The organism is Paenibacillus faecis (genome assembly GCF_008084145.1).
Lineage (GTDB): Bacteria > Bacillota > Bacilli > Paenibacillales > Paenibacillaceae > Fontibacillus > Fontibacillus faecis.
This window is the reverse complement of sequence record NZ_VSDO01000004.1, coordinates 713862-730162: the sequence shown is the minus strand read 5'-3', so window position 1 is coordinate 730162 and position 16301 is coordinate 713862. Positions and strand designations below refer to the sequence as shown.

The 16301-nt window shown below is 57.0% G+C and carries 10 protein-coding genes; 1 reads left to right on the top strand and 9 read right to left on the bottom strand.

The annotated features are described in order from the left end of the window. Positions 1-745: 745 nt before the first annotated feature. The 8 genes from FRY98_RS21010 to FRY98_RS20975 all read right to left on the bottom strand — a co-directional run bounded on the left by FRY98_RS21010 (position 746) and on the right by FRY98_RS20975 (position 8893). A complete protein-coding gene (locus FRY98_RS21010; RefSeq protein WP_148455613.1) occupies positions 746-1618 on the bottom strand; it encodes a UbiA-like polyprenyltransferase in 873 nt (290 codons plus the stop codon). Further along, positions 1602-2939: an aspartate aminotransferase family protein gene (locus FRY98_RS21005; protein WP_148455952.1), complete on the bottom strand. Its 1338-nt coding sequence runs from the start codon at positions 2937-2939 to the stop codon at positions 1602-1604. The genes FRY98_RS21010 and FRY98_RS21005 overlap by 17 nt, the downstream gene beginning before the upstream one ends. A gap of 426 nt (positions 2940-3365) precedes the next feature. Then, entirely contained in the window at positions 3366-5366 is a 2001-nt protein-coding gene (locus FRY98_RS21000; protein WP_148455611.1) for a peptidase U32 family protein, read from the bottom strand. A 47-nt stretch (positions 5367-5413) separates the two neighbouring features. Then, positions 5414-6208, bottom strand: a complete 795-nt coding sequence (locus tag FRY98_RS20995) for an energy-coupling factor transporter transmembrane component T family protein (RefSeq protein WP_148455609.1) — start codon at positions 6206-6208, stop codon at positions 5414-5416. A 2-nt stretch (positions 6209-6210) separates the two neighbouring features. Next, positions 6211-7110, bottom strand: coding sequence for an ATP-binding cassette domain-containing protein (locus FRY98_RS20990; protein WP_148455607.1), 900 nt, complete (start codon positions 7108-7110; stop codon positions 6211-6213). Continuing rightward, positions 7086-7922 (bottom strand): ATP-binding cassette domain-containing protein, encoded by an 837-nt coding sequence (locus FRY98_RS20985; RefSeq protein WP_148455605.1) that lies wholly within the window; start codon positions 7920-7922, stop codon positions 7086-7088. Before FRY98_RS20985 ends, FRY98_RS20990 begins: the two co-directional genes overlap by 25 nt. Before the next feature lie 40 nt (positions 7923-7962). Continuing rightward, the gene (locus FRY98_RS20980; RefSeq protein WP_148455603.1) at positions 7963-8517 is read right to left on the bottom strand and encodes a Gx transporter family protein; all 555 of its coding nucleotides are present in this window, start codon (positions 8515-8517) and stop codon (positions 7963-7965) included. Continuing rightward, positions 8501-8893, bottom strand: coding sequence for a NusG domain II-containing protein (locus tag FRY98_RS20975; protein WP_148455601.1), 393 nt, complete (start codon positions 8891-8893; stop codon positions 8501-8503). Before FRY98_RS20975 ends, FRY98_RS20980 begins: the two co-directional genes overlap by 17 nt. A gap of 235 nt (positions 8894-9128) precedes the next feature. On the opposite strand from FRY98_RS20975, the gene FRY98_RS20970 reads away from it, so the two are divergent. Further along, the gene (locus FRY98_RS20970) at positions 9129-10250 is read left to right on the top strand and encodes an FAD:protein FMN transferase (protein ID WP_148455599.1); all 1122 of its coding nucleotides are present in this window, start codon (positions 9129-9131) and stop codon (positions 10248-10250) included. Positions 10251-10348: 98 nt separating this feature from the next. Here FRY98_RS20970 and FRY98_RS20965 read toward each other — a convergent pair whose 3' ends face one another. Beyond that, complete coding sequence (locus FRY98_RS20965) at positions 10349-15517, bottom strand: glycosyl hydrolase family 8 (protein ID WP_211373338.1); 5169 nt, start codon at positions 15515-15517, stop codon at positions 10349-10351. Positions 15518-16301 lie beyond the last annotated feature (784 nt).

The window sequence follows — 16301 nt, the reverse complement described above, 5'->3', positions numbered from 1 at the left end:
TGGTGCCACGCTTCCTAGACGAGGGCAGCACTGCTTACCGGCGCCGGTGCTCTCGCTTACTGGCCGAGGCAGCACCGGCGATTCGTTGCTGAGCGGGTTCTCCGGCGGTACGCCTTATAAACGCACCAACTGTCTGTCACAATAGCGCACTTGCTGTCCGCCACATTGGCGCACCAGTTGTCCATGACATTGGCGCATCAACTGTCGGGTAGATTAGTGCACCAGCTTTTCGGCACATTACGCACCGATGTCCGGCACATTAGCGGCCATTTTGGGCGTTATTTCGGCCAGAATCGCCTTTACGGGGATAGTAGCTGTCAAACAAGCCCTAGCGTCGCATTAAAACCGATATGGGTGCTTACCTTGCCAGCCTTTATGAGATTTATGGGCCAATTTTAGCGGCGGCGTGGCGAACTGGGTCCGGTACCCGCAGCTTCTTCAGCCGCCCGCCGAATAACGGCCTTTTGGGCCGTTATTTCGACCCGATTTGCGTGTTCGGGAAAAATAGCGGCCAAAAAGGGCCTTATTTCACGGGAATGGACCCCAAAAACACCATTTGGGACGTTTTTCCCCAAAATAAGACCCCAAAACGCCGCTATTTCCCTCCGCTAAGCCGAATTCGACAAAATAGCGCCCCATACGGCCCCTATTCATCGGCCAGGTTCCAAGGAAGCGGACCGCACCGCCCTGAGACAAAAAAATACGGGCTGCCTTGTGGAAAAACCACTTGGCAGCCCGTATTTTTTTAGGTGAGGAAATAATCCCCGAGCGTAAAGAACAGGATCACCATGCTGATCACCTGGTTTAGATTGTAGGACGCCACCTTCATGACCTTGCGGTTTGACGGCGTAATGATTTTATGTTCCGTCATCAGCAGGAAGATGGAGATCACGATCCCCGTGATATAGAGCCAGCCCAGTTGCCGAATCGGAATTAGCGCGATCAGCAGCAGCACCATAATCAGATGGAGTCCGGCGGCGATGCGCAAGCCGTTTTTTAGGCCGAAGATGCTGGGAATGGACCACAGTCCGTGATTTTTATCGAATTCGATGTCCTGGGATCCGTAGATGATATCAAATCCGGCGATCCACAGCATAACGACCGTCCCCAGGATAAACGGGGTAAATGCAAAGCGGCCGGTCACGGCGAACCACGCTCCGATCGGAGCGGAAGCGATCGTGAAGCCGAGATACAGGTGGCTCAAATAAGTAAAGCGCTTCGTGTAAGAATAGGATGAGATCAGAAAAATAGCCACCGGCGACAAGATCAGGCAGAGCGGATTCAGCATCCCCGCCGCAAAGATGAAGATGGCGTAATTGATCCCCACGAACCTCAGTACTTCCCGCTCCCCCAACAGCATGCGCGGAAGGTGCCGGTGGGCCGTGCGCGGGTTCTGCGCGTCAAAGGTACGGTCCACCACGCGGTTAAAGGCGTTGGCCCCGTTACGGGCCCCGATGAGGGCGATCAGCCCCCACAGCATGACCCGCCAGGAAGGAAATCCTTCCGCGGCCCATACCATCGAAATGATGGCGAAAGGCAGGGAAAACAGCGTATGCGAAAACATCACCAATTCGCTGTAGAGTTTGATTTTTGAGCCGATTCTACGGGCGTACTCCATGTGCGATCTCCCCCTTTACCTCACCGGCGGCATGCAGGGCTTGCCCCAGAGCGGCGAGCATTTCGGCGATATCCTCCTCCGTAATGACCAACGGCGGCTGAAAAGCCAGCACGTTCCGGTCGACCCCGTTTTTGCCGATGAGATACCCGCGGTCCTTCATCTCCTCCAGCACCTCGTCAACGAGCTGCGCTCCGCGTCCCGGATCGTCGGCGCACAGCTCGGCGCCGACCATCAGCCCCGCGCCGCGCACGTCGGAGACGAGCCGCGGGAACCGGCCGGCCAGCTCCCGCAGGCCGTCCAGCACCTGGCGGCCGAGGCGCTCGGCGCGCTCGGGCAGGCGGTGCGTCTCGATGTAATCGAGCACCGCCAACGCGGCCGCGGACGAGACCGGATTGCCGCCGAACGTGGAGGCCGAAGGCCGGGTGAAACTGGCGGCGATCTCGTCCGTCGAGGCAAACGCCGCCACGGGCACGCCGCTGCCCAGCGCCTTCGCCATGGTCACGATATCGGGCGTGACGCCCCAGCGATCCATGGCGAACATACGGCCCGTGCGGCCGAAGCCGGTCTGAATCTCATCGGCGATGAGCAGTACGCCGTACTGCTCCAGCAGCGCCTTCACTTCAGGGAAATACCAGTCCGGCGGCACGATAATGCCGCCATTGCCCTGGATCGGCTCCGCGATCATGGCGGCGATGTCGCCGCCCTTCTCCGCGAGCACCTCCTTCAGGGCATCGATGGAGCGGCGTGCCGCCGCTTCCCGGCTCATCCCGCGTTCGAACGGGCGCGGGATGAACGACACATCCTCGACCGCCTGCGCCTGCGGATGGTCGAGCTGCGGATCGGCGCGCCACATCGCCAGGCCCGTGACGCTCATGGTCAGATACGTGCGGCCGTGCAAGCCCTGCTCCAGCGCGATAAACCCTTTCCGCCCGGTATGCAAACGGGCGAGCAGCAGCGCGCCTTCGTTGGCCTCCGAGCCGCTGTTCACAAAGAACGTCCGGGCGAGCCGTCCCGGCAGCACGCCCGCTAGCCGCTCGGCCAGGTCCACGTTCGGCTGCGTCAAATAAATCGTGCACGTATGCTGAAGGGTTTGCAGCTGCTCCGCGGTCCGCCGGGTGATTTCCGGATTGCAGTGACCGCCGGCGACCACGGAGACGCCCGCGAAGAAATCCGTATAGCACGTGCCGTCATGCCCGTACAAATACTGCATCTCGCCTTTGACCAACTGCGGCGGATTCCGGTAAAAGTGGCTGGTACAAGGATAGAAATACTTCCGCCGCTTCTCCAACACACCCTCCGGTCCGATATAAGTTTGCTTCATCTTCAACCGCCCTCTTTCCTTTGGTTTCGTTAATTGGTGCCCTGTTGACACGGTTAAGACAAAATTAGCGGGAAAAACTCCAGCTATTTCACCCGTTATTCCGGTGATAGCCGAATTAACTGGAAAAACTGGAGTTATTTTAGAGAAAACCTGTAAATGTCGGCGAAAATAGCAAAATTAACTCCAGTTTTTCCTGTTAAATTGGTAAATGGATAGCTTACGTGCGCAATTAGCGGGAGTTTTTCCAGCTAATTGTCGCAGTTGGCCGAAACAGGGCAACGGGCAGAGCAGCGGTGCTTGCCGGCCGCCGCCGGCAAGCCTGTAGCGTGCACTCCCGCGGTGCGCCCAGTCGCCGCGACGGCCTACGGCCTTCCCCGCGCGGCTCTTCCAAACGCGCGGCTAGAGCCGCGCGGGGTCTGGTGCGCCTTACGCCCGCGCCGCCGCGGCCGGCTCCGCCACCTCAGCACTCGCCGTCCCCTCCGCGCCGCCGTCAAACTGCAGCGCGCCCAGCGTGTAGCCGGCGTAAACCGGCGGCAGGCCCGCTAAGCGCTCGGCGGCCGTATCCGGCTCCGCCAGCGCGGCTCTGTAGGCGGCCACGACCTCGCGCAGCCGCTCCAGCCGGTAGGTCGCCCCTTCGATGCGGAAGACGGCCAGCCCGGCTTCCTTCAGCTCTTTGACCAGCGGCAGGAGGCACAGCTCCTTGGCCATGGTCAAATGATTGCGGCCGTGCGCGTCCCGGTACACCGGGTTCTCGCCTTTGTCCGTCATCAGCACGAGCACGCTGTTGTCGACGAACCGGTTGTCTTCCTCCCCGATCGGCTCGAACACCTCCGCATTTTCATACAGGTCATGCTCCATGTACATCAAGGCCGGCGAGCCGTGCACGATCGCTTCCAGCGGCACCGGGGCGTGAGCCAGCAGCGCCGTAAAGTCCAGCAGCGGCAATTCCAGCGAAGCGGTCAGCCGCCGGACGCCAAGCCCGGCGTAAAATTCCGCCGACAACCGATTGTATACGTTCAGGTTAAAGTCTCCGACCAGCGGATAGCCCTTGCCGGCGAAGCGGCGAATCGCTCCAAGGTTCGTCACCATAAGCCCGTCGATCGGCAGCCGTTCCCCGGACAGCAGCGCATCGTAAATGTCGAAATGCAGCTCCGTCATCATCCGCGGCAGGCCCAAATACAGCTTTGCCCGTCCCTTTACCGCCGCCAGCTCCAGGATCTCCGCTTTGGTGAACGGACGATCCGGCTCAAACACGTCGCCGGACAGGTAAATATGGTCCGCCCCCGCCTCCAGCGCGGCCAGCGCCTGGGCCTTGTTGTTGACATGCACCGAGATCTCGGGCAGGCTTTTTTCGGTTTCCCCGCCTCCGGCACCGGCCAGCGCGGCCCACTGTCCGCGAATTTCATCCAGCCGTTTTACGCCCAATTCCCGTTCCTCGGTCGGTGTGCTGAACACTTTTCCCGTGCTGTAGAACTTGCCCGTCCCCTCGTAACGCTTGTTGATGTTCGACAAGCCCGGACGCCCGAAAGCATAAGCCGTGGAAAAATCGCGTTTCCGGTTATCGTACAGCAGCCGCGTATCCTTGCTTCGCTCAAAACCCGCCGGATCGTCGATGTACCGGTCGATCGCATCGCCGTAGGCGTTGACCAGCATGATGACAAACGCTTTGTCCCGCATCCGCCCCTCGATTTTGAACGAGGTGATTCCCCCGTGAATCAGTTCCGGGATATGCTCGTACATGAACATATCTTTGACGGCGAGCGGGTATTCCGTTGGGTAAATACTCCCGTCCTTTTTGACCCGGTAGTCCCAGCGGCACGGCTTCAGGCACTTGCCCCGGTTGCTGCTCATGCCGAACACCAGCGAACTGAAGTAACAATTCGCTCCGTGAACCGAACACATATCCCCGTGCACAAAATACTCCAGCTCCATCCCCGTCACCGACTGCAGATAACGCGTCGTATGCAGATCCATTTCCCGCGACGTCACGACCCGGGTAACTCCGAGCTCCTTCAGAGCTTTGACCATTTCCACGTTATGTACATTCATCATGACCGAGGAATGCACCGGAATCGTCAGTTTCAATTCCCGGATCAGCGCCAAGACGGCGAAATCCTGAACGATAATCGCATCCGGCCGCGCCTGCTCGAGAAACCGCAGGTATTCCGCAGCCTCGTCAATCTCCCCTTCGTTTAACAAGTTGTTGACCGTGACGTACGCTCTTTTTCCCAAAGTATGGGCGATCTTGACCGCCTCCGTGATTTCTTCCCGGGAAAAGTTGTAGCCTTTGCGCATCAGCCTCATATTCAAACTGGGACCGCCAAAATAGACGGCATCGCACTTCGACTCGATCACCTCTCTGAAAATTTCAAACGTTCCCGCCGGTGCAAGCAGTTCGACCTCTCTACCGTTAAAATAACGTGCCACCCCGTTCTCCTCCTCCAGATTTCCGCGTCCAGTTCGCGCGTTTTTATTTATCTCAACATCAGTACCGCCGCAATCAAGGCGACATAAGACAACACAAACCAGGTATCCCGGCGGCTCCAGCCAAGCCGATGGTATTCCGTGCGCGGCGCGCCGATCGTATATCCCCGCGATTCCATCGATAGGACCAATTCTTCCGCGCGGCGAAAAGCGCCGACCGTTACGGGCACCAGCAAGGACACGAGCATTCTCCCTTTCTCCCGCCAAGGCAGCTCCTTCAGATCCGCGCCCCGGGCGGCCTGGGCCTTCAATATCTTTTGCGTTTCCTCCAAAATCGTCGGGATGAACCGCAGCGCGATACTCATCATCAGCGTAAGGCGCTGGGGTTTCAGTCCGATTCTCTGAAAAGGCGCCAGCACGCCGGCCAGCCCCTGGTTCAGGAGCCCGGGGGTGGTCGTAAACGTCAGAATCGCCGTGAACGAAACGAGCAGCGCCATACGCGAGGCGGCGATGAATCCGCTGCTTAGGCCCCCGGTATATAACGCCCAGGACCCGAGGCGCCAAATCACTTGTCCCCGATCCACCGTCAGGCATTGGACCGCGAATATAAACACCATCAGCGCCCAGAGCGGCTTGGCGGCCTTGACATAATACTTGAGCGGGATCCGTGTCGCCGTCATGTAAGTCAGGGAAAAGAGCGCGGCCAAAGCAAGCGCCCGCCATGAGCCGACGAGCACGATCGCCGCGAGATACAGCAGCATGCCGGTAAGCTTGGCTCTCGGATCCAGGCCATGAACCCATGAGCCGGTATCGATCCGGCGGCCGAACAGCAGTTTGTTGCGCACGGTTATCCCCCTCTCCCCGTATGGCCAACTCCCGGCCCGCTCGGTTCGTTCAGCAAACGGGCGAGGCGCTCCGCCAGCGTCTCCGGCGTCAAGCACGGCTCCTCGCCGCTCAGGCCCAGCCTGCCCGCGACTTCGTTCCACATGGCGATGCAAGCCGGGACGGCCAGGCCGCAATCGCGCTCCAACCTCTCCGCCTCCCGGACCAATTCGGCGGCACCGCCCTGGAAGGCCAGTCTGCCTTCCTTCATGACGATCCACAGGCCCGCGTACGGCAGCATCTCCTGCAGACGGTGCGTAACGACGATGACCGTCTTCCCTTGTTCCCGATGCAGCCGGGACAGCAGAAGCGCCAGCTCGGCCCGGCTTTGCGGATCGAGCGTGGCGGTCGGCTCATCCAGGACGAGCACGTCGGGATCCATCGCCAGTACGGAAGCGATCGCCACTTTGCGCATCTGTCCGCCGCTGAGGTGAAACGGATTCCGCCCAAGCAGGGTATCGTCCAGCCCGACCATGTCCAGAGCCCGGCTCGCCCGCACTCTCGCTTCGGCTCGCGTCATGCCGAAGTTCAACGGGCCGAAGCAGAGATCTTTTTCCACCGTGTCCTCGAACAACTGCTGTTCCGGAAACTGGAACACAAGTCCGACCCGCCGGCGAAGATGGCGCAGGGGCAACGGTTTCTCCCCCGCCTGAATGTCCCAATCCAGTACCCGCACCCTTCCACCGGTCGGTCTCAGAATCCCGTTGAACAGCTGCAACAGCGTCGATTTCCCCGATCCCGAGGCCCCGGCCACGGCTGCAAACACACCTTCCTCCAACGTCAGGCAGATCTCTTCCAGCGCGCTTTGACGCCAGAGGCTGCGGTCGTCGTAGGCGAAGCTTACCTGTTCGAATACAATGGCCATATCGCGTCTGCCACCTCCTTCGGAGACTCGGCCGAGAGGTCGATCCCCCGCTTGCGGAGTTCATTCAAAAGGCGGATTCCGTAGGGCGCGATCAGACGGCAGGCATCCAGCAGCGCTTCGTCCCCGAACAACTCCCGCGGCGTCAGATCCGCGGCCATTCCGCCCTTATGGAGCACGATCGCCCGATCCGAGGCCAGAATTTCATCGGCATCATGCGTGATCGAGATCATGGTGTACCTCCCGGAACCCTTCATTTCTTTTAAAATGGCCAGCAATTCCCCCCGGGCCCGTTCGTCCAGCATGGAGGACGCTTCGTCAAAAATCAGAATTCCGGGCTCCAGCGCCAAAATCGCCGCGATAGCGACCCGCTGTTTCTGCCCTCCGGACAGCTCGGAGGGGTGTTTGGACAGCAGATGGCCGATTTCCAGCTTTTCCGCGTAACGGTGAACCCGCTCGACCATCTCCTCGCGCGGCAGGCATCTCCCTTCCAGGCCGAAGGCGATATCTTCCTCGACGGTGGCCCCGATAAACTGGTTATCCGGGTTCTGAAACACCATCCCGATTCGCGGCCGGATTTGCTGAACGGTCTCCTTAAGCAGAGGCGTTCCTTCTACTATAATGGTGCCGGCGTTGGCGGCCAGAAGCCCCCCGAGCAGCCTTGCCAGCGTCGATTTGCCGCAGCCGTTCGGACCGACGAGGGAAATCCAGCTTCCCTGCGGGATGGAGAAGGACAAATCGCTGAGGACCGGATGTTCCGGGTCATAAGAAAAAGAAACCTGCTGCAGTTCATAAGCGAGCCCGGTAGAATTCATCGTCATTCCCCTTTCCGGCCGATCTCCGGCCATAAATTGGCTAGGCGTTTTCGGTCAAAAATCCGTCGAACAGCGCGAGTTTGGACAAAGACGGGATCAGATAGCGAACCGCGATACCGACCGCGATGCCGGTCAATACCCCCATGAGAAGCAGCATCGGCAAGTAGTAGAATATATTCGACGTTTTGAAGTACAGCGCCGCCGTGGTCAGCTGGCCGATGTTATGGGCGATCCCCCCCACGATGCTGATTCCGATGACGCTAAGCCGTTTGCGTCCAACCAGCAGCAGGAACCACATCGCCGCGAAGCTGAACAGCGCCCCCATAATACTGAATAAAAAGCTGGAAAACGTGCCGAAAATAAAAGCCGTCAGCAGCGTTTTTAACAGCACCATCATCAGGGCGTCCCTTGCCCGGAGAAAATAAAGGCACGTCAGCACCATGATGTTGGCTAACCCCAGCTTGGCGCCGGGGATGCTCATATTCACGGGGATCACGCTTTCCACCAGGCTGAGCACAACCGCTACCGCGGCAAAAATGGCGACGATGACCGTTCTTTTTAAGGCCAGATGGGATTGTTCATTTAACGACGGCATCGACCTCATCTCCTTCTCCGGGCGCCCCTTCGATTTCCACGAGCAGCTTATTCGGCAAACAAACGATGGTCCCGCCGTTGCGCTCAATGAATCCAAACGTATAACATACTTTATCCGGACAGTCCGCATCGATCATTTCAATCCCGTAATCGTGAACCTTCAAGAGGTTGTACCCGTACTCCGTTTTAATCTCGATCTCCTGTTCCTCTCCGGTTAACTCCACCGTGCGCAACAGTTTGCCGTTCACAGAAATTTTAGCGATGCGAGTCTCGTTGTGATATTTTTCACTTGATTCCCCGGCAAACCAGCGGGGGACCAAGAACGCCGCGGCAATGACAACGATCAGCCCGATCAGCAGGATATCTCCACGTTTCATGGCTAACTCCTTTATCTTATTTTTTAATTATATAAATCTTAGATGAAACCATTATACCTGTAACTTTCCTCACTCCCATGTGATAAATGTCTCAATCCAGGACCCATTTCACAAAATCCTCACTTAAAAGACGGTTTATGAGAATAATTCTTACTTTGTGAATAAAAGTACTTTTAGCTCATTTTTATTTCTGCTAAAATCAAGGCGAGATAACGGGAGAAATGAGGCTACGCATATGAAAAAGAACAAAACGGCAATCCTGTTGCTGGCTCTGACCATGATTACGACGCTGCTTGGAGGCTGTACAAACGGCGATTCCGCGAATGTGAAGGCGGCGGACATCCCGGCCGATGTGCGGGCCGCCTCCGCCGCGAAGGATTCGTCGAAGTCAGGAACCTCCGTAAAGCCTTTGGCGCAGACCTTTTTTATATTTGATACCGTCGTCAACATCAAAATTTACGATAACCGGGCTACCGCCAACAACTTTAAAGAGCTGGAAGCTCTGATGAAAGATATCGACCGCAAAATCAGCCGGACGAACGAGGACAGCGAGATCCATAAGGTAAACGCGCAAGCGGGTATCGCCCCCGTGGAGGTTTCGCCGGATACGTTCGAACTCGTGCAGCTCGCCGTCGACTATGCCCGGAAAACGGACGGCCTGCTGGACCCGTCGATCGGCCCGCTCGTCAGCCTTTGGAACATCGGCCATGAGGGAGCCCACGTCCCACCGGCCGCGGACATCGAAGCCGCCCGTAAGCTGACGGATTACCGCAGGATCGAGCTTAACCCGGAGAAACACGAGATTTACCTGCGTGATAAAGGGATGCAGCTCGACCTTGGCTCCTACGGAAAAGGCTACGCCGCGGACGCCATCTACGACTATTTGGCGGAACAGGGTTTCAGCAGCGCGATCATCGACCTGGGGGGCAATATTTTTGCGATGGGCAGCAAGCCGGGCGGCTCCACCTGGAACATCGGTATTCAAGATCCTTCGCAGGAACGGGGCAATCCGATCGGAACCGTCCGGGTCGAAGACAAAACCGTCGTTACCGCCGGGATTTACGAGCGCTTCTTCGTGGAAGACGGCAAACTGTACCAGCACATCATCGATCCGCGTTCCGGCTATCCGGTCGATAACAATATCAGCAGCGTGACGATCGTGACGGACCGCTCCACCGATGCCGATACGATGGACACTTCCCTGCTGATTATGGGCATTGAGGACGGGCTTAAATTCGCGGAAAATACGCCGAACACGGAAGTCCTTTTTATCACGAAGGACAAGAAGCTGTACGCTTCTCCCGGATTTAAGGAAATGTTGAAGAAGACCAACGACAGCTATACGTTCGCCAACTAGTTTACGCAGGAAAACCCCCGCTTTACAAAGCGGGGGTTTTTGAATATCGCGACGGTGCCATAGAGAAACCCGGGCTTTGCCCGGGTTTCTCTTTCAGATTATAAGCCGTATTTCTTGAAAATGCGGTGAATCATGACCGCGGATTCCGCCCGCGTTGTTGGGGCTCCCGGGCGAAGGTTCGCCCCGTCGCCCTGGACGATGCCTTCCTTGACGAGAGACGCAGCGCTGTCGACAGCATAGTCGGCCAGGGTATCGGCGTCCGTAAAACGTTCCAGGTCGGCCGCGATTCCCGCGCCATCGCCGAGGTTGCCTCCCAGCCGCAGTGCTCTAGCCGTCAGCACCATCATTTCCTGCCGGGAAACGACCGCTTGCGGATTGAAACGGTCGGCGCCGACTCCTTTGGCGATACCGAGTTTTTTGGCGATGCCCAGCGCTTCGTAATAATAAGCGTCCGAAGCGACATCGCCGAAGCTTGTCGCAAAATCGGCTTTCAGTCCGAGCGCTCGCACCAGCAGCACGGTGAATTCCGCCCTAGTAATTTTTCGTCCCGGTTCGAAGGTCGTATCGGACGTGCCCCGGATAATGCCTTGGGCCGCCAGTTCTTCAATCGCCTCTTTCGCCCAAGCGTATTTATCGCCGATATCGATAAAGTTCTTCTTCCCTGGCCGAGTCCCGCCCGCATCGGGGGTTTTCCCCGGTTCCGGCGCCGTAACTTCCGGTTCGGTCTTCGTTCCGCCCGGTGTGGACGCCGAACCACCGCCACTAGATCCGGAACCGCCGGAGCTGCCAGAACCGCCACCCGACGATCCCAGCGTTGCCACGAACCTCATATTGCTCATTTTCGACAAGTTTCCTGCCGCGTCGAACGCAACCACAAAATATTTGTACGTCGTACCCGGGGACAGGCCGGTATCCCGATACTCCGTCTTCATCGTCGTTGCGATCTCGACGTCGTCACGGTATATTTTGTAACCGGCAACGCCCAGATTGTCGGAGGACGGAGCCCATTTCAGCGTAATGGCCGTGGACGAAGCGGCCTCCGCTTTTTCGATCGTCGGTTCGGAAGGCGCCTCGGTGTCCGTCACGGAAGGCGACCACCAATTGCCCGATACGACAATCATGCTCAGCAGGCGCAGATTGTTGCCGAAATACACATCATCTTCCGTCCGTACCGCCGCATTGTGATCCCACAACCGGTTCAGCCACGTTTGATTGGAGGAATCGACCATCGCGCTTACCATCAGCGGAGCGGAGAAAGTAATATCCCCATATTCCTCGATCGCTTGCGAGCCGTCCAGTTTGTACCCCGCCCGGATTTGGTCCGGATCCCCGTTGGTAACCCCGCGAATCCATTGGTTCAGCTTACCGAGCTGTTCCTTCGCCCGCGCGTCGCCGGTGATCAGGTAATCGGTGCCGATCCGCCAAGGCGTGCGGGAAGAGTTGTAACTGTAATCCCCGTCGTATTCCGATTCCAGGAAGTTCGGTTCCGCGGGAGCGTATTTGCCGCCGGACTTCACGACAAAATCCGGGAGCAGCCCCGCGTTCGGGCTGTAATTGCGAACCAGTTCATCGATGATGTCATACGTTGTTTCGACGACCCGGTCCCAGTTGCTGTCACCCGTTACGTTCCGATAATCTTTCATATGCTGCAGCATGAAATCGGAAGGCCTTGTCGCCGACGCCCACTTGCCGCTTGTCGCCCAGTCGGCGAGCCGCAGCATCCAGTCGTCCCGGTTCACTTCGCTGTCCATGATCGCGCCGATCAGGTTCTTCGCCTCGGCCAGATAGTTGATCTCCCCGCCGCTGCCCCACTGGCTGTCGGCCAACAGCAGCGCGTAGGCGATGTCCATATCCCCGTCGGTCGCGGAATCGGCGCCGTCGACGTCAACGATGTCCTTCCCCGTATCGCCCTGCTTCCAGGCCATCAGATTCGGATTGATATGGCTTGGATGGGCCTTGAAATAACGGAACATCCCGTCAAAATATCGCTTCGCGTCCGGATCATGCCCGGCCATCAAGGCGGTGATCAACATCCCGTAGCCATGCGCTTCGGACACGGTGGTCGCCATATATTCGACGCCCAATTCTTCATCGAACTCTTCCTCGAACCAATCGCCGTCGGCGTACCATACATAGTATTGGTCGGGTTCCGAAGCCGCCAGATACGGATGGCGTTTCAAATATTTCGCCTTCCATTCATCGTAGAGCCGGGCCACGGTCTGATCCATTTGCGCTTGCGTCACATGGCTGGGCTTGATCGAACCCGCGGCATACGCCGTATGCTGCGGGAACGCCCGGTGCGGCCCTTCGCCCGCCGGCGCGGATTTCGTCTTCACCACGGCTTCGTTGCTCGCCAGTGATTCGACGCCCGCCGCACTGTATGCTTTGACCGCATAACGGTAGGACGTTTCCGGCTGCAATCCGGTATCGTGGTAGAACGTTTCCGCGGTCGTCCCGACCAAAGCTCCGTCGCGGTACACATGATATCCCGCCGGCGCGGCCGTGCCGGGCGATGCGTTCCAGCTCAGATTGATCTGGAAGGGCGAAACTCCCGTTCCGCGCAAATTCGTCGGCGCGGACGGCGGTTCCCGGTCCACGGGACCGTCCATCGTGCTCGTCTCGACCGGAGCGGAATTGTCTCTTCTGCCGACGGCTTTGATGATAAAATCGTATTTTATGGCCGGATTCAGGCCTTCCACGGCGAGGCTGTACTCCGTCTGCCCTGCTTTCGTCGGCACATATTCGCTCCAGTAGGTTTTGACTTTATCGTTTTTCTCGTAAACCCGGAACCCTCTTACCGACTCCTTGCTGTTCGCCGGGGCTTTCCAGGAGAGAACGGCCTTGTTGCCTTGCAGCGCGGCCTTGGCTTGTTCCACCTTATCCGGCTTGGTGTCCGTGCGTTTGATACCGTAGCGGTCGTAAGCGAACAATCCGTCGCCGACCGTCCCTTCCTTACCTTCGTCTTCCACCGCCGCGGTATAAGCGGTAAATTTCATGACTTGGTCCGCGATGGATACGTCGGTGAACATTTTCTTCTCCGGCTGTTCGTCTTTCGCGGCGAAATAGTCGTCGTACGGAATCGGTTTGCCATCCGGGCCGATCGCTTCCACCGGTTCGCCGTCCTCGCCGATCACGTACTGATTGTTTTTATAATAAAACTTGTTCCCGAAGGCGTTGGACATCAGATAGACCGTGCCTTGCGGGTTAATCACATTGCCTTCCCCATCCTTCTCCAAGCTGTCGGGATCGATGACTTTGTCGCCGTACATTTGAAAAGACCTCATGTACATATGGTCATGCGCTTCAAAGACCATGTCGACGCCCAGTTCGTCGAAGACGGGGATCAAATTTTTCTTATAAAATTCAATGCGTCCGCCTTCCCATTGAGCCGAATTGTCGCCGGCCGCGTAAGGGGATTTGTGGAACGTGACGAACTTCCACTTTTTGTCCGTCTTGGCAACCGTGTTGCGCATCCAGTCCACCTGATTCCAGAACTGTTCGTGCTGCTCGTCGTCCCAATTCACCGTTCCGTCTTCGTTCAGCTTGCCGTCAAATTGCGAGTTGTACACCATGTAGAGCGCGTCGCCGTATTCGAAGGCGTAGACGGAACCGTCCTGCGTCGCCGCGACCACTTTCCGCGGCAGGTTGAAATGGTAGTAAAAGTTGTTGTTGGGCGTCGTCTCGTCTCCGTCGTAATCTTGAACTTCATGGCCGCCCAGTACAGGTACGAACGGCACGTTCAGCAATTCTTCCTGCGCCGCGCCGAGCATCCACTGCCATTGCTCCTCCAGGTCGCCGTTATCGACCAGGTCGCCGGCATTGATGAGGAACTTCGGATCGCCGATATGGGCGCGCGCTTTGCGGAACGTATCCCCCCAAGGCTCGAAATCCTCCTTGCTCGACGCTTGGGAATCCGATCCGACGATGAAGCGGTATGGCTGATGGTCCGCCGCATCGGTCGTGAACGAACCGGTCTCGCTCCATTCCTTGCCGTCGCCGACGCGGAAACGGTACTTCGTCCCCGGCTTCAAGCCGTCGGCGATCGCCTTGTGGCTGATAAATTGCGCCTGATCGCCGGACTCCCGGTCGCTCTTTGACATGAACGTCTTAATGACTTCGCCGGTTCCCGTGAATTCCCGCGCTTCCTGTGCCGGGAACTCTTTTGCCGTCATGCGCGCGGCTTCGACGACCTGTACCTTCGTGTCCGTCATCTCGTCCGTATACCACGCAAAAGCGATGCCTGTCTTCGGGTCCGCGTTGAAGGTCATATTGATCAATTTCGGTAGATATGGGGAGTCCTGTACGGTAAAACTCCAGGAAATATCGCGCACCAGCGCGGCATGGTCCTTACTCTCGACGGCCCTATTCGGAATGGAAACCGTATATGTTTTACCGTAAGCGAATGCCGGATGATGGATCCGCAGCGTGTTGCCTGCAACTTCCAACGACACTTGCGGCAACGTGTCGGTTCCGTCGGTAATGACGGCGGACGCGTCGCTGGTCAGGGCAATGTTCTTGTTGAATTTCACCGTAAGCGGCGTGTCAACGCGAACTTCCTCCGCTCCGTCTTTGGGCGAATACGCCAGATCGATCGTTGGAACGACAGGCGTATGCCCGGCACCGGCGATCGGATCGCCTTTCACGCGAACATCCTTCAAATAGCTGGAGCCGTACGGTCCCACGGCGGAATTCGCCTTCGAGTCCGTCGCGATTTCGGAAGCGACGATCCAGCGGACATAGAGCAAGTCTTGATCGTCGGCGGCCGCCGTAAGCGGAAGATCGTTGATTTTACTGTAGGCTCCTTTGGACAGCTCAATATCCTTCAGTTTGGTCCAGTCGCGACCATTGTTACTGATCTCCAGCCGGAAGTCGCGCGGCCCCGATCCGGAGGATTTCTGCTCGGACGACAGCGTGATATTCCGGAAGCCCTTTGTGGGGATCAGCGCCAGCCAATATTTTTTGTCCTTGCCCCGATCCCATCCTTGATATTGAATCCCTTCCCCGCTGGCTTGCTCGTAATACGGTCCGCCGGCGGCGGAGATCAGCGATGCCGAACGGTACGCTCCATACGTGGCCGAGATAACGTCATCGGTGTAAGCGTATGCCTGATCACCCCCCCATTCCGCCACGATCTCCGGTCCGGTCGGCGCTCCCCCGTCTGCCGCTTCCTCCGCGGCGGCGAATCCTGCGACCTGAAACGGCAGCATCAATAAGGCCATCCACAGAGACAGCATCCTTTTCAATTTAGTTCCGCCCTGATATTTCATCCGGTCTACCCCCTCACTTCTTCATAAAGTTTAAGCGCTTAAACTTTTGTCGTAAAAAATATTCCGTTTTCCAAACGCGCCCCCTCTCTTATACCGAGTTCTTCAAACCTCACCGGGATCCCTTGCATGAAGAACGAATCCGCTTTCATTATAGCTTATAGATCCGCAAATATTCTATGCATATTTTTCCCAAACCCCAACTATTTTCAACTTATTTCTCACTAAATGATGCGTCCGGGGGTTCTCCGATGAGCTCCTTATATTATCCGATTCTAGCGTCAATTTCACATTAAGCAGGTGTAAAACAGCGTAAAATCTCCCGAATCGTTTGCCATGAGCCGCGAGAGATAGATTTTATCGAATTGGCAATAAAACTTAAGCGCTTTTACTTTTATAAAATTCGATGGGAACTTCAACGACGGTTGACAGCTCAAATTTGACTTTCCATAAAACTTCCTGTAATATAGTTTATTAGATTGTTAAACCCTCTATAGTAGTTCCTCAAAAGATTATAACTCTCCTAATACCTTATCCGGTATGAAATTCCTATTTGAATGACCCAACGAGTAAGAATTTTCGTAGATTTCTGATTCACACTGGCGCGGTCATCGGAGCCGCAAGGACAAATGAGAGGTAGGGCTTTTGTTGTTTTGGAAACCGTCTGCAGTTACGGTTGTAGTCTAGGCAGGAACCACTTCGCCAACATCCCTTCAGCGTGTACATGAAGGTGACGGGTTGCAATATATAATTAAAGAAACAAAAAAGCAAGCGTCAACGGATCAAA

Bases quoted from the DNA above. Each gene is read 5' to 3' on its own strand.
- FRY98_RS20980 (WP_148455603.1), bottom strand. From the start codon at position 8,517: ATGCCGTCGTTAAATGAACAATCCCATCTGGCCTTAAAAAGAACGGTC.
- FRY98_RS20965 (WP_211373338.1), bottom strand. From the start codon at position 15,517: ATGAAATATCAGGGCGGAACTAAATTGAAAAGGATGCTGTCTCTGTGG.
- FRY98_RS20970 (WP_148455599.1), top strand. From the start codon at position 9,129: ATGAAAAAGAACAAAACGGCAATCCTGTTGCTGGCTCTGACCATGATT.
- FRY98_RS21005 (WP_148455952.1), bottom strand. From the start codon at position 2,939: ATGAAGCAAACTTATATCGGACCGGAGGGTGTGTTGGAGAAGCGGCGG.
- FRY98_RS20990 (WP_148455607.1), bottom strand. From the start codon at position 7,110: ATGGCCATTGTATTCGAACAGGTAAGCTTCGCCTACGACGACCGCAGC.
- FRY98_RS21010 (WP_148455613.1), bottom strand. From the start codon at position 1,618: ATGGAGTACGCCCGTAGAATCGGCTCAAAAATCAAACTCTACAGCGAA.
- FRY98_RS20985 (WP_148455605.1), bottom strand. From the start codon at position 7,922: ATGAATTCTACCGGGCTCGCTTATGAACTGCAGCAGGTTTCTTTTTCT.
- FRY98_RS20975 (WP_148455601.1), bottom strand. From the start codon at position 8,893: ATGAAACGTGGAGATATCCTGCTGATCGGGCTGATCGTTGTCATTGCC.